Source organism: Amycolatopsis sp. PS_44_ISF1 (assembly GCF_032335455.1).
Lineage (GTDB): Bacteria > Actinomycetota > Actinomycetes > Mycobacteriales > Pseudonocardiaceae > Amycolatopsis.
This window is the reverse complement of record NZ_JANUXO010000002.1, coordinates 1,007,963-1,029,784: the sequence shown is the minus strand read 5'-3', so window position 1 is coordinate 1,029,784 and position 21,822 is coordinate 1,007,963. Positions and strand designations below refer to the sequence as shown.

The 21,822-nt window shown below is 74.7% G+C and carries 4 protein-coding genes; all 4 read left to right on the top strand.

What is annotated here, in order from left to right; translation table 11 throughout:
* Positions 1-42: 42 nt before the first annotated feature.
* The 4 genes from NYF13_RS19255 to NYF13_RS19240 all read left to right on the top strand — a co-directional run bounded on the left by NYF13_RS19255 (position 43) and on the right by NYF13_RS19240 (position 21,822).
* Positions 43-1,029, top strand: a complete 987-nt coding sequence (locus NYF13_RS19255; protein WP_315658560.1) for a transcriptional regulator TrmB — start codon at positions 43-45, stop codon at positions 1,027-1,029.
* A gap of 193 nt (positions 1,030-1,222) precedes the next feature.
* Complete coding sequence (locus NYF13_RS19250) at positions 1,223-1,903, top strand: papain-like cysteine protease family protein (protein WP_315658559.1); 681 nt, start codon at positions 1,223-1,225, stop codon at positions 1,901-1,903.
* 7 nt (positions 1,904-1,910) lie between these two features.
* Positions 1,911-2,759, top strand: a complete 849-nt coding sequence (locus NYF13_RS19245; RefSeq protein ID WP_315658558.1) for a hypothetical protein — start codon at positions 1,911-1,913, stop codon at positions 2,757-2,759.
* Between the two features lie 1,183 nt (positions 2,760-3,942).
* Entirely contained in the window at positions 3,943-21,822 is a 17,880-nt protein-coding gene (locus NYF13_RS19240; RefSeq protein ID WP_396287619.1) for a non-ribosomal peptide synthase/polyketide synthase, read from the top strand.

Sequence of the window (21,822 nt, the reverse complement as noted above, 5' to 3'; positions counted from 1 at the left end):
GGCGGCACGCAGCCGCTTCCGGACCGGGGGGAAGGTGGGGCAGTGCCCGAAAACGACCTGCTGTACTCCCAGTTGTGCCGGCTCGGGATGGATGCGCCGGCCGCGCGGGTGTACTCCTGCCTCGTCCGGACGGGTCCGCGGAGCATCCGGGAGCTGGCCTTCGAGCTGCAGGCCGAGCCCGCGGCGGTAGCGGCCGCGGTCGCCGCGCTCGCCGCCCTCGACCTGGCCGCGCCCCCCGTGGCGCCGGACGGCGAGGTCGAGCCGCTGGACCCCGGGGTGGCGACCAAGCAGTTGCAGGCGCAGCGAGAAGCCGAGCTCACGACCGCGGTGAACGTCACCCGGCGCCGCTACGAAGGCTACCGGCGCGCTGTCGCCACCCCGGCCGGTCCGGAGGCGGTGGAGATCATCGCCGGGGACCGGTTGCAGGAGGCGGTCGACGAGCTGGAGCAGAGCGCGATCGAGCGGGTCCGCAGCCTGGACGCTCCGCCGTACGGCAGCCCGGAGCTGGCCAATCCGATCGAGGTCGCCAACCTGCGGCGGTCCGTCCGCTACCAGGTGGTGTACACCCGTTCTTCGGTGGAGGACGCCGATTTCTACCGGGCGAACATCGCGCCGTGCATCGCCGCGGGGGAGGAGTCGCGGGTCATCTCCTCGGTGCCGGCCAAGGTCATGGTCGTCGACGACCGGGCCGCGGTGGTGCTGCTGACCGTGGCGGAGACGGATCGCAACCGCAGCGGGCTCCTGGTGCGCCGGTGCAGCCTGCTGCCCGCGCTGATCGCTTTGTTCGACGGCTACTGGGAGCGGGCGGGATCGCTGAGCGGTCCGGAGGTGCCCGTGGCCGGGCTCCGGCCCCTCGAACGCGAGCTGCTGCCGCTGCTCGCGACCGGCGCCACCGACGAGGTCGCGGCCCGCAGCCTCGGCGTCAGCCGGCGCAGCATCACCCGGTCGATGGAGCGGCTCATGCAGCTCACCGACTCGGCCAGCCGGTTCGAGCTCGCCGTGAAAGCCCATCGGGCCGGGTGGCTCTGACCCACCTGCGCCACTGGCGCACATGAGCCATCGAGTCCGACTTTCGACGGGTGCGGGGCCGCGCGGCCCCGCTCATACTCTGGTGATCACGCCGCCCCGCGACCCGGGGACGGCGTACCGCACCGGTCGAGCCGGCTCGCCGCCCTTGCCCGGCCCACGTGCCCCGTCGGCCGGTAATCCCCGTGGAGTCCCCATGAAGAAGATCTCTCGTGCCTGCCTGCGCTCGGCGCAGGTGTCCGTTCCGGTGCTGACGGCGCTGGCGTTGCTCACCCCGGTCGCTTCCGCCCAGGTCCCCGCGGCCGGTGGCCCGAACGGGGTCGAGGCCGTGCCCGCCCACCCGGGCGCGGCCGGTCTCAAGCTGACCGAGGCGCAGCGGTCGCTGATCGCCGCTTCGGGATCGTCACGGACGCTGTCCTACCGCCAGCAGGTGCAGAAGCACGACGAGTGGTGCTGGGCGGCCGACGGCGCGAGCGTCGAGCAGTTCCACGGCGACTCCACCACCCAAGAGCAGTTCTGCGCCGCCACCAAGGGAACCGCGGTCGGCGACTGTCCCAATGAGACGGCCGCGATGAGCGACATCGCCGGTGGCTTCCGGGCCACCGGTTTCGAGGCCACCGACGTCTACAGTGCACTGTCCTGGAACGACATGCGCCGGCAGATCGACGCGGGCAACCCGGCCATCACCGTCATCGACTGGAGCACGGGCGGCGCTCACGCGCAGACCATCTACGGCTACGACGCCGGCAACCAGACCATCAGCGTCGGCGATCCCTGGGGCGCCTACCAGCGGTACCAGACCTACACCTACGACAGCTACCTGAGCAACAGCCGGTTCAGCTGGGACGGCACCATTTCCGGTATTTCGAGGAGTTGAGTCCGGCGTGGTCGGTCCCACTCGCTTCCTGGTGGTCGCGGCGCTGCTCGCCGGCGGCACGACGATGGGCCCGCCGGCCGGCGCCGAGGGCGGGCGCCCGTCGCCGGCGCCGCTGCCGGCCGGACGGCTCGCGGCCGCGGTCGCCGCCGCCCACACCGCCCGCGCGGTCAGCATCGCGCTGACCAACCTGGAGCAGGGCGGCCGCCCGAGGCCGGCGACGGTCGCCGTCGCCGGCCTCGGGATCCCGGTGTACGAATTCAGCCCGGCGTTCATCCGGGGGGACCAGGCCGCGCCGGTCGTGCAGCCGGCCTACGTCGCCGTGCCCGCCGCCGCTCCGGACGGACGGAAGGTCACGATGCAGGTCGTGCCCGAGCCGGCGGGCTGGTCGGTCACGGGGGCGCTCTCCGGTGACGACGAAGCGCGCCTCGTGGGCCAGGTGCCGCCGGGCGGGTTCCTGGTCAACGAACCGCAGATCAACGGCTGGCTGGCCCTGTCGGGCGGGGAAGTGCGATTGCTGCAGGCCAGCCTGCCGGACGGGGCGGCCGGGGCGGCGACCTCGCTGCACGACTACCAGCTCCGGCTCCAGCAGCGGTACGCCGTCCCGCACACCGATGCGCACGGGCACCGCGAAATCGGGTTCGTCCAGCGCACGCCGGAGCCGGGACCGTCCGATCCGGCCTCGAACCGGTCGATGCCGGTCTGGTGGATCGCCGGCCTGGCCGGGCTGCTCCTGCTGGTCGCGGCGAGCAACGTCGTGGTCACCCGGCGGAAGGCCGCCCGCGCCTCGTCCGGCCGGGAAGGCGCCGGGCCGGACCTCGAGCCCGAAGTCAAGACGGGCACGGGCTGCGCTCCCTGAGCCGCCCGGCCCCGTCCGGGCCGGGCCGGACGGGGCGGTGGCTGGGGCCGGGGCCGGGGGGTGGCTCGGTCCGGCCCGGGTTCACGGCGTCGTGCGGCCCGGCTTCGCCCCGGCGCCTTCACCTGAGCTGGTGACCGGGCTGGCGGTCGATTATCACCGAACCAGGGTCGCATCCGGTGGGGATCGGGCACTCTGAATGGCCGACTTCGGGTCCTGCTTCGTGATCATGGGCGCTGAAGCTCCACTGAACCGGCTTTCTCGCGGGGCGCCTCGGAGGGGGCGGGGCCGGGGGCTCGGGGCCGCCGTGTTCTTCGAACTGGTCATGGGACGGCCCAGGACCTGGGGTCATCCCGCCCGGACCGGCCCGGTGCTCGACCGGCGGTGACCTGCGGCTCAATGGCGAAAAGGGGGCCTCGGTGGGGGTCCGATATCGCCATTTTTGGAATATTCCAATTACCGAATTACGGGCTCCAGTGATCGGCCAATCCGGTGCCGATGCCGGGGCCTGTCGCGTTTGCGAGGTTGGGCGGGGTCGCGGGCTTTCGCCGGGGGATTGCCGATCTTGGGCCGGGCGAAATTTCACGGAGTTGCCGCAAACAAACTGCTCGCTAACGTAAATCGTCCGTACCCAGAGAGTGTTTTCGCAGGCCGCAGGTAGCAACGGGGTGAACTTGGTTCGTACTTCCGGGGTAGGTTGGCGCTGCTGCTCCGTTCGGCGGTACAAGCGGCACGGCCGCTGGGTAAATTTGAGCCAAATCCGATAGTCGCGGTGGCCCCGGCTGGCGGATTAAAGTGAACTGCTGCGTGAGCGGTGGTGATGTGGCCACTTCTGGGGAGTCGGCACCGGATCGCCGGTAGACCGACATTTTTCGGAAAAGCGCCTCTCGCTGCCGGTTCGCGAAGTGGCCGCCGCAACCGGAAGGATCGCTGTGACTTCTCGCAGGCTTCTTCGTCCCTGCCGTGGATCCAGGCTTCCCGCTGAATGCGTGAATTCGCTTGTTGGCGGAGTGCTCATGAAGCGATAGGGCGTTCGGCCAGGAGAATCGCCCATTCCTGGTGTTCTGACCACGGGTGAGCGGGGCCTGCTCCGGTAGCCGTGAAAAGACCGCCACTCCCTGTCCTGACCGCGCCGGCGTCGCTTTGCCGCGCGCTGGTTTCAGCATGCCCGAAAGGTGCCCGAGCAATGCCGTCCCACGACGTCACGATGCCTGCCACTCCGACCGGGCCCGCCGGTCCGGCGCCGTCGGGCACGCTGGCCGGCCTGATCGAAGCGCAGGTGCGCCGCTCGCCCCACGAGCCGGCGCTGGTGGGCGCGGACGGGACGACGACGTACGCGGATTTGAACGCCCGGGCCGACCGGCTGGCCCGGCTGCTGGTCGAGCGCGGGGCCGGGCCGGAGGAGGTCGTCGCGCTGGCCCTGCCGCGCTCGGCCGACCTGGTGACCGCGCAGCTCGCCGTGGCCAAGACGGGTGCGGCCTTCCTGCCCGTCGACCCGGACTACCCGCCCGAGCGGATCGCGTTCCTGCTGGCCGACGCCCGGCCGCGGCTGATCCTGACCCGGGCCGGCTCGGCCGCCGCCTTCCCCGCGGACCGGGTGATCGTCCTCGACCGGCCCGGTCCGCTCCAGGAACGGGCCGCCACCGGAGCCGCTGAAAACACCGAAGACACCGAAGCCACCGAGTTCGCCGACGCCGACCGGCTCCGCCCGCTGCGGCTCACCCATCCGGCCTACGTCATCTACACCTCGGGTTCGACCGGCGTGCCCAAGGGCGTGGTGACCACCCATCGCGGCCTGGCCGGCTTCTGCGCCGCGATGAAGGAGCACTACGACGTGCGCCCGGGCGACCGCGTGCTGGAGTTCTCCTCGCCCAGCTTCGACGCCTCGGTCCTCGAACTGGGCCTGGCGCTGACTTCGGGCGCGGCCCTGGTCGTGCCGCCCGCCGGGCCGCTGGTCGGGGACACGCTCGCCGCGGTGCTGGACCAGGAGCGGGTGAGCCACGCCCTGATCCCGCCGGTCGCGCTGGCCACGATCCCGGCCCCGGCCGCCGGGGCGCTGCCGCACCTGCGCACGGTCATCGTCGGCGGGGACGCCTGCCCGCCGGAGCTGGTCCGCGTCTGGGCGCCGGGCCGCCGCATGATCAACTCCTACGGGCCGACCGAGTCCACGGTGGTGGCGACCTGGAGCGGACCGCTGACCGCCGGGGACCCGCCGCCGATCGGCCGGCCGATCCCGGGCACCACCGTCCACGTGCTGGACGAAGCACTGGTGGCCGGCGAGTCCGGCGAGCTCTACCTGGCGGGTGCGGGCCTGGCCCGCGGGTACCTCGGCCGCCCGGGGCTGACCGCGAGCCGGTTCGTGGCCAACCCGTTCGGCGCTCCCGGCGAACGGATGTACCGGACGGGCGACGTGGTCCGCCGCACCGCCACCGGCGAGCTGAGCTTCACCGGCCGGGCGGACCACCAGGTGAAGATCCGCGGGTTCCGCATCGAGCCCGGCGAGATCGAGGCGCGGCTGCGGGAACAGCCGGGTGTCGGTGAAGCGGTGGTGCTCGCCCGGGAGGACCGGCCGGGGGTCAAGCGGCTCGTGGCCTACGTGGCCGGCGACCCGGACCCGCGGGCCCTGCGCGCGGCGCTGGCGGACCGGCTGCCGCCCTACCTCGTGCCCGCCGCCTTCGTGCCGCTCGAGCGGATGCCGCTGGGCCCGCACGGGAAACTCGACCGGGACGCGCTCCCGGCCCCGGACTGGGACACGGTGGACCGCGCCCGGTACGTGGCGCCGCGGACCCCGGCCGAGCAGGTGCTGGCGCGGCTGTGGGCGGAAGTGCTGGGGGTGGCCGAGGTCGGGGTCGAAGAGGACTTCTTCGAGCTCGGCGGGGATTCGATCCTCGGCGCGCAGGTGCTGGCCCGCATCCGCGCGCGGTTCGGCGCCGGGCTTTCCCCGCGGGTGGTGTTCGAGACCAGGACCGTCGCCGGGCTCGCCGCCCTCCTGCCGGCCGGCCCGCGGCCGGCGGACCACGGCGGCATCCCCCGCGTCCCGCGCACCGCCGCGGTCCCGATTTCGCCGGTGCAGCAGCGGCTGTGGGTCCTCGACGAGATGACGCCGGGTACCACCGAGTACAACACCGGCGTCGGGCTCACACTGTCCGGCCGCCTGGACCGCCCGGCGCTGGCCGGGGCGCTCGACCGGCTGGCCGCCCGGCACGAGTCGCTGCGGACGACGTTCGCCCGGGCCGGCGGTCAGGTCCGGCAGATCATCTCGGACACGGCCAGGATCCCGCTGCGGGACGCCGGTCCGGCCACCGCCGACGAGCTGGACGCACTCCTGGCGGCCGAGCTGGACCGGCCGTTCGATCTGCGCCGCGGCCCGCTCACCCGCGCGGTGCTGGTGCGCACCGGCGCCGAGGAGCACGTGCTCCTGGTGTGCCAGCACCACATCATCACCGACGGGTGGTCGGTGGCCCTGCTGGTCGAGGAGCTGGCGGCGCTGTACGCGGGTGAGGAACTGCCCGCGGTGCCGGTGGCGTACCGGGACTTCTCGGCGTGGCACCACGAACGCCTGGCCGGCCCGCTGCGGGCCCGTCAGCTGGCCCACTGGCGGGACCACCTCGCCGGCCTCGGCGCCCTGGACCTGCCGGCCGACCGACCGCGCCCGCTCCGGCGCGGCACCGCCGGGGCCGTCCGCCGGTACGAGCTGCCGGCCGGTCTCGCGGAGCGGCTCGGCCGGCTCAGCCGGGACGCCGGGACCACCCTGTTCACCACGCTGACCGCCGTGGTGCAGGTGCTGCTGGCGCGCTACAGCGGCCAGGACGACGTCGCCGTCGGCACCGCCGTGTCCGGGCGCGACCACCACGAGCTGGAGCGGCTGGCCGGGTTCTTCGTCAACACCCTGGTCCTGCGCTCGACCGTGCGCCCGGACCGGTCGTTCGCGGACTTCCTCGGTCAGGTCACCGAGACCGTGCTCGCGGCGTTCGCCGCGGGCGAGGTCCCGTTCGACCAGGTGGTCGACGAACTGGCGCCCGCGCGCGACCCCGGCCGCACCCCGCTGGTGCAGGTCCTCGTGGTGCTGCACCAGGAACTGCTCCGGCGGCGGCAGGCCGGCGGGCTGCGCCTCGGCGAGCACGCGCTGCCGCGGCCCCGCGCCCGCTACGACCTCGTGCTGGAGTTCCAGGCCGACGCGCGCGGCCTCGCGATCGAATACCGCACCGAGCTGTTCGACGCCGCCACGATCGACCGGCTGGCCGGGCATCTGTGGGTGCTGGCCGAGGCCGTGGCCGCCGGCCCGGACCGGCCGGTGGCGGACCTGCCGCTGATGGCCGGGCCCGAACGGCGGCGGGTGCTGGAGCAGTGGCAGGGACCGGCGGCGACCGCGGAGCCGGGCGCGACGCTGACGCGGCTGATCGAGGCGCAGGCGGCCCGGACGCCGGACGCGGTCGCCGTGCGGTGCGGGGACGCCCGGCTGACCTACCGCGAGCTCGATCGGCGGGCGAACCGGCTGGCCCGGCTCCTGGCCGGGCGGGGGGCCGCGCCGGAACGCCTGGTGGCCCTCTCGATGCCGCGCTCGGAGCGGCTGATCGTCGCCCTGCTCGCGGTGCTCAAGACCGGAGCGGCCTACCTCCCGGTCGATCCGAACTACCCGGCCGACCGCGTCGCGCTGATGCTCGCCGACGCGGCCCCGGTGCTGCTGCTGACCGAAGGGGACGCCCCGGCGCCGGCCGGCGTCCCGGTGCTCGCGTACCGCACCGAGACCACTGCCGAGACCACTGCCGAGACCGCTGGGGACGAGCCGCTCGGCGACGTCGGCCTCGACCCGGCGAACGCGGCGTACGTCACCTACACCTCGGGTTCCACCGGCCGGCCGAAGGGCGTAGTGGTCACCCACCGCAGCGTGGCGGGCCTGATGGCGTGGGCGGCCGGGGCGTTCGGCGCCGAGCTGTCCGGCACGGTCGTCGCCTCGACCTCGCTCAATTTCGACGTCTCGGTGTTCGAAACGTTCGCGCCGCTGGTGTCCGGCGGGACGGTGGAGGTCGTGCGGGACGTGCTGGCCCTCGGCGAGCGTCCCGGCACCGACTGGCCGGTCGGACTGGTCAGCGGGGTGCCGTCCGCGTTCGCCCAGTTGCTGGCGCAGGGCGGGGTCTCGGTGCGGCCGGAAACCGTGGTGCTCGCCGGTGAGGCCCTGACGCTGCGGGCGCTGCGCGACATCCGGGCGGCGCTGCCGGAGAGCCGGATCGTCAACATCTACGGCCCGACCGAAGCCACCGTCTACGCCACCGCCTGGTTCCACGACACCGATCGCACCCCGCCCATCGGCCGCCCGATCGAGGGGACCCGCGCCTACGTCCTGGATCCCCGGCTGCGGCCGGTCCCGACCGGCGTGCCCGGGGAGCTCCACCTCGGCGGCGGCGGGCCCGCCCGCGGCTACCTCGGCCGCCCGGGGCTGACCGCGGACCGGTTCGCCGCCGATCCCTTCGGCGCGCCCGGTTCGCGGATGTACCGGACCGGCGACGTCGTCCGGTGGAACGCCGAGGGGGAGCTGGAGTACCTGGGCCGGGCGGACGACCAGGTCAAGATCCGGGGCGTGCGGATCGAGCCGGGCGAGATCGAGGCCGCCCTGCTGCGCCACGACGCCGTGGCCGACGCCGTCGTCGTCGCCCGGGCCGAAGACTCCGGCCACCAGCGGCTGGTCGCCTACTTCGTGCCCGAGGCCGGTCGTGCGGCCGAAACCGCCGGGCTCCGCGAGTTCCTCGGCCGCTCGCTGCCCGGCTACCTGGTGCCGGCCGCGTTCGTGCCGCTCGACCGGCTGCCGCTGAACCCCAGCGGCAAGCTCGACCGGCGGGCCCTGCCCGCCCCGGACTGGGCCGGCGCCACCACCCGGGTGGGGCCGCGGACCGGGACCGAGCGGGTGCTGGCGAAGATCTGGGCGGACGTGCTCGGGCTGGCCGAGGTCGGTGTCGAGGACAACTTCTTCGATCTGGGCGGGGATTCGATCCTGAGCATCGGCCTGGTGGCCGCGGCGGCGGAAGCCGGGCTGAAGGTGACGGCCGCGGACGTCTTCGCCTGCCAGACGATCGCCGCGCTGGCCCTGGTCGCGGTTCCCCTCGCCCCCGAGGCCACCGACCAGGGGCCGGTGACCGGGCCGGTGGAGCTGACCCCGATCCAGCGCTGGTTCCTCGACGCCGAGCCGGTGGCGCCGGACCACTTCGAGCAGCGCCTGACCGTGCGGCTGGCCGAGGGCTTCGACGAGGCGCGGCTGCGCGCCGCGCTCAATACCGTCGTCGAGCACCACGACGCCCTGCGGCTGCGGTTCCGCCGCACCGGGACCGGCTGGACGCAGGAGCACGCCCCGGCCGGACCGGCCGAGGTGACCGGCGCCCGGATCGACCTCGGCGCCGGACCGCTGCTGCGCGCGGAGCTGGCCGGTTCGACCCTGCTGCTGGCCGTGCACCACCTGGTGGTCGACGGCGTTTCGTGGCGCATCCTGCTGGAGGACCTCGATTCCGCCTACCACGGGCGGGAACTGCCGCGGAAGACGACTTCCTTCCAGGACTGGGCTTCGCGGCTTTCGGCGCACCCGTTCGCCGGCCTGCCCCACTGGCAGGCGGTCGACGGCGCCCAGATCCCGCTGGACGCACCGGTGGCCGAGGGTTCGAACACCGTCGCGTCCACCCGTTCGGTCACCGTCCGGCTGGACGGCGAGACCACCCGGGCGTTGTTGCAGGATGTGCCCGGGGTGTATCGGACGCAGGTCAATGACGTGTTGCTGGCGGCGCTGGGGCGGGTGCTGTGCGGCTGGGCGGGCCGTGACCGGGTGCTGGTCGATCTGGAGGGGCACGGCCGCGAAGACCTGTTCGAGGGGGTGGACCTGTCCCGGACGGTCGGCTGGTTCACCTCGCTCTACCCGGTCGCGCTCGGCGCCGGGGACGCCGGCTGGGCGGACGCGCTCAAGACGGTCAAGGAGCAGCTTCGGGCGGTCCCGGACCGCGGTGTCTCCTACGGCGCGCTGCGCTACCTGACCGCGTCCGCGCCCGAGGTGACGCCGCTGGTCAGCTTCAACTACCTCGGCGGGTTCGCCCCCTCCGGAACCCTCTACCGCGGTCTCGACCGGGAGCTGGAACTTTCGCAGAGCCCGGCGGCCACCCGGTCGCACGCGGTGGAGGTGGTCGGCCGGCTCACCGGCGGCGGACTGGAGTTCACCTGGTCCTACTCGGCCGGGCTGCACCGCGAGCGCACCATCCGGGCCGTCGCCGGGGACTTCACCGGCGCGCTGGCCGAGATCGTGGCGCACTGCGCCGGTCCCGGTGCGGGTGGGCGCACGCCGTCGGACTTCCCGCTGGCCCGGCTGGACCAGTCCACTGTGGACGAGATCGCCGGGGACGGCCGGAACGTCGAAGACCTCTACCCGCTCACCCCCACCCAGGCCGGGATGCTGTTCCACCGGCTGACCGGGGGCGGCCGGGGCGCCTACCTCCAGCAGCTGAGCTTCGTGGTGGACGGGGTCGCGGACCCGGACGCGCTCGGCCGGGCCTGGCAGCAGGTGGTGGACCGGACCCCGGTGCTGCGCAGCCAGATCGTCTGGGAAGGGGTGGACGAGCCGGTGCAGGTGGTGCGCCGGCACGTCACCCTGCCGGTCGAGCACCGCGACTGGACCGAGCGGCCCGAAGACCTCGACGCGGTCCTGGCCGAAGACCGCGCCGCCGGGCTGGATCCGGGCGCGGTGCCGCTGATGCGGGTGCTGCTGGCCCGGGTTTCGCCCACCCGCGTCCAGGTGGTCTGGACCTTCCACCACCTGCTGCTCGACGGCTGGAGCCTGTTCCAGGTGCTGGCGGACGTCTCGGCCGCGCACGAGGGCCGGGCCCTGCCCGCGCGGCCGCCGTTCCGCGACTACCTGCGCTGGCTGGGCGAGCAGGACGCCCCGGCCGCGGAGCGGTACTGGCGCGAGCTGCTCGCGGACCGGTCCGAGCCCACCCCGCTGCCCTACGATCGGGCGCCCGGCGCGCACGCCACCGAGTCCAGCGCCGAACTGCGGGCCGCGGTGCCCGCCGAGCCGCTGCGGCAAGCCGCGCAGCAGCACGGGCTGACCCTCAACACGCTGGTGCAGGGCGCGTGGGCGGTGCTGCTCGCCCGCTACAGCGACCGGCGCGACGTGTGCTTCGGCACCACGGTGGCCGGGCGCCCGGCCGAGCTGCCCGGGGCCGGGGAGATCACCGGCATCTTCATCAGCACCCTGCCCGTGGTCGCCGACGTCGCCGACGGCGTCCGCGCGCTCGACTGGCTGCGCGAATTGCAGAGCGCCCAGGCCCAGGCCCGCCGGTTCGGCCACCGGCCGCCGGTGCGGCGGCCGGGCGCGGACGGCGGTGAGCTGTTCGACAGCATCCTGGTGTTCGAGAACTACCCGGTCACCGCGGGCCTCGGGCTCAGCGGGCTGCGCGGGGTCGAGACCACCAGCTACCCGTTGAGCGTCGTGGCCTACCCCGGGGAACGGGAGCTGGAGCTGGTCTTCGGCTACGACCCGGAGCGGTTCGACGCCACGACGGTGGAGCGCCTGGCCGGCCACTTCCGGACCCTGCTGGCCGGGCTGGCCGCCGGGCTGGAGCAGCCGCTGTCACGAGTGGACCTGCTCACCGCCGCCGAGCGGCGGGAGGTGCTGGCCACCGGGACCGCCACCGCGCCGCCGGGGCCGGCCGCCACCGTGCCGGAGCTGTTCGCCCGGCAGGCGGCCCGGACCCCCGGCGCCACCGCGGTGGAGTCCGGAGCCGGGAGCCTGACCTACGCCGAACTCGACCGCCGCGCGAACCGCCTGGCGCACCGGCTGATCGGGCTCGGGGTCGGCGTGGAGCACCCGGTGGGCCTGCTGGCCGGCCGCTCGGCCGAGGTCGTGGTGGCCGAGCTGGCGGTGCTCAAGGCCGGCGGCGCCTACGTCCCGCTGGACGCGCGGGCCCCGGCGGACCGGCTGCGGGCGATGCTGGACGGGGTTTCGGTGCTGCTGTGCGACGAGGCGGGCCGGGAGCTCGCCGCGTCCATCCACAGTGGACCGGTCCTGCCGGTGGACGGCGGGCCGGGCCCGTCCGGCCCGGACACGGCGCCGGAAGTCCCGCTGTATCCCGAGAATCTCGCGTACGTCATGTACACCTCGGGCTCGACGGGAACGCCGAAGGGCGTGGGCGTCGGCCACGAAGACATCGCCGGACTGGCCCTCGACCGCTGCTTCGCCGGGGACGCGCACCGCGCGGTCCTCCTGCACTCGCCGCTGGCGTTCGACGCCTCGACCTACGAGGTGTGGGTGCCGCTGCTGAGCGGTGGCCGGGTGGTCGTGGCGCCGCCGGGCGAGGTCGACGCCGACGTTCTGCGCCGGGTGATCGGCGACCACGGGGTGACCGCGCTGTGGCTGACCGCCGGCCTGTTCCGCCTGGTGGCCCAGGAGGACCCGGGGTGCCTCGCGGGGCTGGCGCAGGTGTGGACCGGCGGTGACGTGGTCCCGGCGGAATCGGTGCGGCAGGTGCGCTCCGCCTGCCCCGGGCTGACCGTGGTGGACGGGTACGGACCGACCGAGACCACCACGTTCGCGAGCCACTTCGCGCTGCCCCCGGGGCAGCCGGTGCCCGAGGTCGTCCCGATCGGCCGGCCGCTGGACACCATGGCGGCCCTGGTGCTCGACCGGGCCGCGCGGCCGGTGCCGGCCGGGGTGGCGGGCGAGCTGTGCGTCGCGGGCACGGGGCTCGCCCGCGGCTACCTGGGACGGCCCGGGGCGACGGCGGAGCGCTTCGTCGCCAATCCCTTCGGCGAGCCGGGATCGCGGATGTACCGGACCGGTGACCGGGTCCGGTGGGCCGACGGCGGGGTGCTGGAATTCCTGGGCCGGGCCGACGACCAGGTGAAGATCCGGGGGTTCCGGGTCGAGCCGGGCGAGGTCGAGACCGCGCTGGCCGCCCACCCCTCGGTGCGCGGCGCCGTGGTCGTCGTGACCGGAGCCGCCGGGCGCCGGCGGCTGGCCGCCTACGTGGTCGCCGACGGGGAACCGGACCTGCGCGGGTTCCTGGCGCGGTCGCTGCCGGACTACCTGATCCCGTCGGTCTTCCTGCGCCTCGACCGGATACCCCTGAGCGCCAACGGAAAGGTCGACCGGCAGGCGCTCCCGGCGCCCGAGGCCGAGCCGCGGACCGGCTACCGCGAGCCGGGCACGGCGGACGAGCGGCTGCTCGCGGGCATCTGGGCCGAGGTGCTCGGGGTGGACCGGGTCGGCGCCGGCGACGACTTCTTCGCCCTCGGCGGCGATTCGATCCTGAGCATCCAGGTGGTGTCCCGGGCCCGGCGCGCCGGACTGGACCTGATGCCCGGCGACCTGTTCGACCACCCGACGGTCGCGGCGCTGGCCCGGGCCGCGGTGCCCGCCGCCCCGGCGGCCGCCGCGTCCGGGCCGGTCGAGGGCGAGGTGCCGCTGACCCCGATCCAGCACTGGTTCCTGGACCCGGCACCGCCGCACCCGGAGCACTTCTACCAGTCGGTCTCGCTGGAGCTGCCCGGAGCCCCGGACCTCCCCGCGCTGCGCGAAGCCTTCCGGGTGCTGCTGCGCCACCACGACGCGCTGCGGCTGCGCCTGGCCGAGGGCCGCCAGTACCACGCGCCGCCGGCCGACGAGGACGTGTTCGGCGCGGAGATCGACCTGGCCCGCGGCCCGCTGCTGCGGGCCGGGACGACCGGCACCACGCTCCGGATCGACGCGCACCACCTGGTCGTCGACGGCATCTCGTGGCGGATCCTGCTGGAGGACCTGCGCACCGTGCTGCACGGCGGTGAACTCGCGCCGAAGACCACCTCGTTCCGGGACTGGGCGCGCAAGCTCGCCGAGCACACCGCCGCCGGCGGGTTCGACGGGGAGCTCGCCTACTGGGCCGCCACCGGCATCGACCCGTCGCTGCCGGTGGACGGCTCCGGCGAGAACACCTACGGGGCGAGCCGGTCGCTGACCGTCCGGCTGGACGCCGGGACCACCCGGTCGTTGTTGCAGGATGTGCCCGGGGTGTATCGGACGCAGGTCAATGACGTGTTGCTGGCGGCGCTGGGGCGGGTGCTGTGCGAGTGGACCGGTCGTGACCGGGTGCTGGTCGATCTGGAGGGGCACGGCCGCGAAGACCTGTTCGACGGGGTGGACCTGTCGCGCACGGTCGGCTGGTTCACCTCGATCCACCCGGTGGTGCTCGGCGTCCCGGCCGGGGACTGGGGCGCGGCGCTCAAGGCGGTCAAGGAGCACCTCCGGGCTATCCCCGGGCGCGGGGTCGGCTACGGCGCGCTGCGCTACCTGGCGGGCGCGGTGGCGCCGGTCGACCCGCAGCTGGGGTTCAACTACCTCGGCCGGTTCGACGGCAGCGGCCTCGGCGGCTCGGCCCACCCCGGTCAGCGCCGGGCGCACCGGCTCGACGTCGTCGGCGCGGTGGTGGCCGACCGGCTCGAACTGACCTGGGACTACTGCCCGGCGGTGCACAGCGAGGCCACCGTGCGCCGGCGGGCGGAGGAACTGCTGGCGGCGCTGGCCGAGATCGTGGCGCACTGCGCCGGTCCCGGTGCGGGTGGGCGCACGCCGTCGGACTTCCCGCTGGCCCGGCTGGACCAGTCCACTGTGGACGAGATCGCCGGGGACGGCCGGGACGTCGAAGACCTCTACCCGCTCACGCCCATGCAGTCCGGCATGGTGTTCCACAGCCTGGTCGACGGGGCCAGCGGCACCTATCTGAACCAGGTGCGGCTGCGGCTGTCCGGAGTGACCGACGCGGACGAGCTGGCCGAGGCCTGGCAGCGGGTCGTGCGGCGCACCCCGGTGCTGCGCAGCCGGATCGTCTGGGAGGGCCTGGACGAGCCCGTGCAGGTGGTCCAGCGCGAGGCGGCGGTGCCGGTCGTCCGGCTCGACTGGACGGCGCTGACCGCGGACCAACGCGAGACCGAGCTCGAACGGCGGCTCGGCCGGGACCGCGAGCAGGGGTTCGACCTCGCCACCGCCCCGTTGATGCGGCTGACGCTGGCCACCCTGGGCGCCGACGAGGTCCTGCTGGTGTGGACCTTCCACCACGTGCTGCTGGACGGCTGGAGCGCCGCGCAGGTGTTCGGCGAGGTCTGCGAGCAGTACGCGACCGGGGCCGCGGCGACCTACCGGCCGCCGTTTCGCGAGTACCTGCGCTGGCTCGGCGGGCAGGACACCGAGGCGGCCGAAGACCACTGGCGCGAGGCGCTTTCCGGGGTGCGGACGCCGACCCCGCTGCCGTTCGACCGCCGGCCCGCCGAGGCGCACCGCGCCCAGTCCGGCGCGTCGGTCCGCGTCACGGCGCCGTCGGACCGGCTGCGGGAGTTCGCCCAGCAGCGCGGCCTGACCGTGAACACCCTGGTGCAAGGGGCCTGGGGACTGGTGCTTTCGCGCTACAGCGGGGAACCCGACGTCGTCTTCGGGACGACCGTGTCCGGCCGGCCCGCCGACCTGCCCGGGGCCGAGTCGATGGTCGGGCTGTTCATCAACACCGTGCCGAGCCGGGTGACGGTCGACCCCGGGCAGCCGGTGGCCGAGTGGCTGCGTGAGCTGCAGCAGGCCCAAGCCCGCGCGCGCCGGTTCGACTTCGTCTCGCTGGCGCAGTTGCAGGGGCTGGCCGGCGGCCCGCTGTTCGACAGCATCCTGGTCTTCGAGAACTACCCGTTCGACACCGAAGCCGTCGCCGCGCACGGGATCGGCCTGCACGACGAGGGCGACGTCCAGCCGACCAGCTACCCGCTCGGCGTGGTGGTGACCCCGGGGGAGCAGCTGTCGGTGTCGTTCGACTACGACCCGGCGCTGTTCGACGCGGCCACGATCGACCGCCTGGCCGGGCAGCTCCTGCTGGCGCTGGACCGGATCGTCGCCGCGCCCGAGCGGCCGGTGGGCGAGCTCGACCTGCTCACCGCGGCGCAGCGGGTCCAGGTGCTGCGCGAATTCAACGACACCGCGCACCCGCTGCCCGAGGCCACGGTGACCGGGCTGTTCGCCGAGCAGGTACGGCGGACCCCGCGGGCCCGGGCCCTCGGCGAACTGACCTACGCGGAGCTGGACGCGCGCGCCAACCGGCTGGCCCACCGGCTGATCGGCCTCGGCGTCCGGCCGGAGGACCGGGTCGGGCTGCTGCTGGAGCGCTCCGCCGCGCTGGTCGTCGCCGAGCTCGCGGTGCTCAAGGCCGGCGCGGCCTACGTGCCGGTGGACCTCCGTGCCCCGGTGGCCCGGATGCGGCTGGTGCTGGCCGAGGCGGGCGTGACCGTGGTGATCGCCGACGAGTCCGCTCCGGACGTCCACAACGGACCCGTGGTGCCGGTCGAGCAGGACGGGCCGGACACCGCGCCGGAGGTGGCGCTGCGCCCGGCGAATCTCGCGTACGTCATGTACACCTCGGGCTCGACGGGAACGCCGAAGGGAGTGGCGGTCTGCCACCAGGACGTCGTGGGGCTGGCCCGCGACCGGTGCTTCGCCGGCGGGGCGCACGCCGCCGTGCTGATGCACTCGCCGCAGGCCTTCGACGCGTCGACCTACGAAGTGTGGGTGCCGCTGCTCACCGGTGGCCGCGTGGTCGTGGCGCCGCCGGGCGAGGTCGACGCCGACGTGCTGCGGGCGCAGATCAGCGGGTCCGGCGTGACCGCGGCGTGGCTGACCGCGGGGCTGTTCCGGCTGCTGGCCCAGGAGGACCCGGGCTGCTTCGCCGGGCTCGCGCAGGTGTGGACCGGCGGTGACGTGGTCCCCGCGGAATCCGTGCGACGGGTGCGCGCCGCGTGCCCGGAGCTCACCGTGGTGGACGGGTACGGACCGACCGAGACCACCACGTTCGCCAGCCACTTCGCGCTGCCCCCGGGACGACCGGTGCCGGACGTGGTGCCGATCGGCCGCCCGCTGGACAACATGGCGCACTTCGTGCTGGACGCCGGGCTGCGCCCGGTCCCCGCCGGAGTCGCGGGGGAGCTGTACCTCTCCGGCACCGGGGTCGCCCGGGGCTACCTGGGCCGGGCCGGGCTCACCGCGGACCGGTTCGTGGCGAATCCGTTCGGCGAGCCGGGCTCGCGGCTGTACCGGACCGGGGACCTGGCCCGCTGGCGCGAGGACGGGGTGCTGGAGTTCGCGGGCCGGTCCGACGACCAGGTGAAGATCCGCGGCTTCCGCATCGAACCGGGGGAGATCGAGGCCGTGCTGGCGGCGCAGCCGGAGGTCTCCTCGGCCGTGGTCGTCGTGCGCGACCGGCGCCTGGTCGCCTACGTCGTCGCCACCGGCGCGCCCGACCTGCGCGCCCGGCTCGCGCGGGAGCTGCCCGAGTACCTGGTGCCGTCGGTGGTCGTCCCCCTCGACGCGCTTCCGCTCAGCCGCAACGGGAAGGTGGACCGGGCGGCGCTGCCCGAGCCGGCGGCCGAGCCGGCCGGCGCCTACCTGCCGCCGCGCACCGAGGCGGAGCGGGTGCTCGCCGGGATCTGGGCCGAAGTGCTCGGGGTGGACGGCGTCGGCGTCGAAGACAGCTTCTTCGCCCTCGGCGGCGATTCGATCCTCAGCATCCAGGTCGTTTCGCGGGCCCGGCGGGCCGGGCTCGGCCTCGCCCCGCGCGACCTGTTCACCCACCAGACCGTGGCCGCGCTGGCCGCCCACGCCACCACCACCGCGGTGGTGGTGGCCGAGCAGGGGGCCGTCCGCGGACCGGTCGCGCTGACCCCGATCCAGCACTGGCTCTTCAGCGGCGCTTCGGGCCGCCCCGAGGAGTTCACCCAGTCGGTCCGCCTCGAGTGGCCCGAACCGTTCGACCTCCCGGCGCTGCGCGCCGCGCTGGCCGAGCTGGTGGCCCACCACGACGCGCTGCGCATGCGGTTCACCGACGGCGGCCAGTACAACGCCCCCGCGGAACCGGCCGAGCTCATCGAGGCCACGGCGGACCTGGCCGAGGGTCCGCTGCTCACCGCGGAACTGCTCGCCCCGGACGCCCTGCGGCTGACGGTCAACCACCTCGTGGTGGACGGGGTGTCCTGGCGGATCCTGCTGGAGGACCTGGAAGCGGCCTACCACCGGCGCCCGCTGCCGGCCAAGACCACCTCGTTCCGCGAGTGGGCGAACCGGCTCGCCGGGCACGCCGCGGCCGGCGGGTTCGACGACGAGCTGCCGTACTGGGAGTCCGCGCTCGCCGCCGACGCCTCGATACCGGTGGACGGCTCGGGCGCCAATACCGCCGAGACCACCGGGACGGTCACCGTCCGGCTGGACGCCGAGACCACCCGGGCGCTGCTGCAGGACGTGCCCGGGGTGTACCGGACGCAGGTCAACGACGTGCTGCTGGCCGCGCTCGGCCGGGTGCTGGGGGAGTGGACCGGCCGCGACCGGGTGCTGCTCGACCTGGAGGGGCACGGCCGCGAAGACCTGTTCGACGACGTCGACCTGTCGCGGACCGTCGGCTGGTTCACCTCCCTGTACCCGGTCGCGCTGACCGCCCGGGGTGACTGGGGGTCCCGGCTGAAGTCGGTGAAGGAACAGCTGCGGGCCGTGCCGCGCCGTGGCGTGGGCTTCGGCGCGCTGCGGTACCTAACCGGGACCGCGCCCGCGCTCGCGCCGGCCGTCGGCTTCAACTACCTGGGCCGGTTCGACGGACAGGCCGGCGGTCTCGAGTCCTCGGTCAGCGCCGGGGCGGCGCGGGCGCACCTGATCGACGTGGTCGGCCGGGTGACCGGCGACGAACTGGAATTCACCTGGTACCACTCGACGCAGGTGCACACGGCGGCCACGGTGGACCGGCTGGCCACGGGGCTGCTGGCGGCGCTGGCCGAGATCGTGGCGCACTGCGCCGGTCCGGGGGCGGGCGGGCGCACGCCGTCGGACTTCCCGCTGGCCCGGCTGGATCAGTCCACTGTGGACGAGATCGCCGGGGACGGCCGCGACGTCGAAGACGTCCACCCGCTCACGCCGATGCAGTCCGGGCTGGTCTTCCACGGGCTCTCCCAGCAGTCCCAGGGCGTCTACTTCGAGCAGGTCACCTTCGTGCTGGACGGGGTGGACGAGCTGGGACCGCTCGCGGCGGCCTGGCAGCACGTCGTCGACCGGACCCCGGTCCTGCGCGGCCACGTGGTGTGGGCGGGCGTCGCCGAGCCGCAGCTGGTGGTGCGCCGGAGGGCGGACGTGCCCGTCACCCGGCTCGACTGGCGGGACCTCGATCCGGCGGAGGCGCTGCCGGAGCTGCTGGCCCGCGACCGCGAGGAGCCCTTCGACCTCGGCCGGGCGCCGCTGCTGCGGGTCGCGCTGGCCACGCTGCCGGGCTCCGCGGTGCAGGTCGTCTGGACCTTCCACCACGTGCTGCTCGACGGCTGGAGCGTGTTCCAGGTGCTGTCCGACGTGTGCGCGGCCTACGCGGCGCTGCGGGACGGAGCCGAGCCCTCGTTGCCGGGCCGGCGCCCCTTCTCCGATTACGTGCGGTGGCTGGACGCGCAGGACGACGAAGGGGCCGAGCGGCACTGGCGCCGGGTGCTGGCCCCGGTGACCGAGCCGACCCCGCTGCCCTACGACCGGCCGCCCGCCGCCGCCTACGAGGCCGGCTCCTCGGAATGGGTGACCGGGGACCTGGACGAGGAGCAGACCCGCGGGCTCTCCGCGTTCGCGAGGGCGGAGCGGCTCACCGTCAACGCCGTGGTGCAGGGAGCGTGGGCGCTGCTGCTCTCGCGCTATCGCCCGAACGGCGGCGATGGGGAGCCGGTGTGCTTCGGCGCCACCGTGTCCGGCCGGCCCGCGGATCTGCCCGGCGTGGACGACATCACCGGCATCTTCATTAACACCCTGCCGGTGGTCGTCGAGGTCGACGACCACGCGCCCGCCGCCGGCTGGCTGCGTGGGCTGCAGGCCGCCCAGGCCGACTCGCGCCGCTTCGAGCACCTCCCGCTCACGCGGCTGCAGGCGTGGAGCGGCGTCGAGGGGGGTGTCGCCCTCTTCGACAGCCTCGTGGTGTTCGAGAACTACCCGGTCAAGGCCGGCGACCTCGCCGGGAACGCGGTGGCCCCGCGGGACCTGGAGGCCCGGGAGACGACCAGCTACCCGCTCAGCGTGGTGGCCGCGCCGGGCGAGCGGCTCGCCCTGGGCATCGGGTACGACCCGGCCCGGTTCGACCGCGAGACGGTCCGGCGGATGGTGGCCCACCTGCGCCGGGTGCTCGGCGCGCTGGTGGCCGATCCCGAAGTCGAGCTGGGCCGGATCGCCGTGCTGACCGAGCCCGAGCGCGACGAGGTGCTGCTGGCTTTCAACGACACCGCCCGCGAGGTGCCCCGGGTCACGCTCACCGCGCTCATCGAGGCGCAGGCCGCCCGTACCCCGGACGCCGTGGCCGTGTGCGGCGACGGTGAGCGGCTGAGCTTCGCCGAACTCGACGCGCGGGCCGGCCGGCTGGCCCGCACGCTGGCCGCGCGGGGCGCGGGGCCCGAGCGGATCGTGGCGCTCGCCCTGCCGCGCTCGGTGTGGATGGTGATCGCCCAGCTCGCCGTGCTGAAGACCGGGGCCGCCTACCTGCCGGTCGACCCCGCCTACCCGGCCGAGCGGATCGAGTTCATGCTCGCCGACGCCGCCCCGGTGGTGGTCCTGACCCGGCCGGAGTTCCCGCGGCCGGCCGGGAACGTGCTCGTCCTGGACGACCCCGCAGAACCCGAAGACGCCGGAGACGCCGGAGACACCGGAGACACCGTGTCCACTGTGGACGCAGAGGGCACCGGAGACCCGGTGCATTCCCGGCTCCCCGGCCGGGAGGTGCCGCTGGAGGCCCCGGCGTACGTGATCTACACGTCCGGGTCCACCGGCACGCCCAAGGGGGTCGTGGTCACCCACGCCGGGCTGGCCGGGTTCTCCGCGGCGGAGATCGAGCGGTTCGACGTGCGGCCGGGGGACCGGGTGCTCCAGTTCTCGTCGCCGAGCTTCGACGCGTCGGTGCTGGAGCTGTGCATGGCGCTGCCGGCGGGCGCCGCGCTGGTCGTGCCGCCGCCCGGGCCGCTGCTCGGCGAGCACCTGGCGCAGGTGCTGGCCGGCGAAGGCGTGACGCACGCGCTGATCCCGCCGGTGGCCATGGCGACCGTGCCGGAGGTGGCGCTGCCCGCGCTGCGCACGCTGGTGGTCGGCGGTGACGCCTGCACCGCCGACCTCGTCGGCCGCTGGGCGCGCGGGCGGAGGATGATCAACGCCTACGGCCCGACCGAGACCACGGTGGTCGCGTCCTGGAGCGATCCGCTGGAACCCGGTGCGGTCCCGTTGATCGGCCGGCCGATCACCAACACCCGGACCTTCGTGCTCGACGCCGCGCTGCGCCCGGTCCCGGTCGGGGTCGCCGGAGGGCTCTACGTCGCCGGGGACGGACTGGCCCGCGGCTACCTCGGCCGCCCGGGGCTGACCGCGGCCGCGTTCGTCGCCGACCCCTTCGGCGCCCCCGGCTCCCGGATGTACCGCACCGGCGACCTGGTCCGCTGGCGGGCCGGGGGCCGCCTGGAGTTCCTGGGGCGCACCGACGACCAGGTCAAGATCCGGGGCTTCCGGGTCGAGCCCGGCGAGATCGAAGCCGTGCTGCGGGCCCACGAGGGGGTCCGTGACGCCGCGGTGGTGGCCGTCGACCGGAGGCTGGTCGCCTACGTCGTGGCCGACGAAGGGGCGGACCTGCGGGGGCACCTGACCGCGCGGCTGCCCGCCTACCTGGTGCCGTCGGCGTTCGTGCTCCTCGACGCATTGCCGTTGACGGCCAACGGGAAGCTGGACAAGCGGGCGCTCCCGGAGCCGCCCGCCCCGGTGGCCGCCTCCGGCTACACCCCGCCGGAGACCGAGGCCGAGGAAGTGCTCGCGGGCATCTGGGCCGAGGTGCTCGGCGTGGACCGGGTGGGCGTGGCGGACAACTTCTTCGCGCTCGGCGGGGATTCGGTGCGCAGCCTGCAGATCACGGCGATGACCAGGACCGCGTTCGACGTGGACCTCACCCCCCGGGACGTGCTGTCCGCCGCGACCGTGGCCGGGCTGGCCGAGCTCGTCGAGGAGCGGATCCTGCTCGACCTCGAACGCCTGGCCGCGGGCCACGGCGCGTGA

Bases quoted from the DNA above. Each gene is read 5' to 3' on its own strand.
- NYF13_RS19250 (WP_315658559.1), top strand. From the start codon at position 1,223: ATGAAGAAGATCTCTCGTGCCTGCCTGCGCTCGGCGCAGGTGTCCGTT.
- NYF13_RS19240 (WP_396287619.1), top strand. From the start codon at position 3,943: ATGCCGTCCCACGACGTCACGATGCCTGCCACTCCGACCGGGCCCGCC.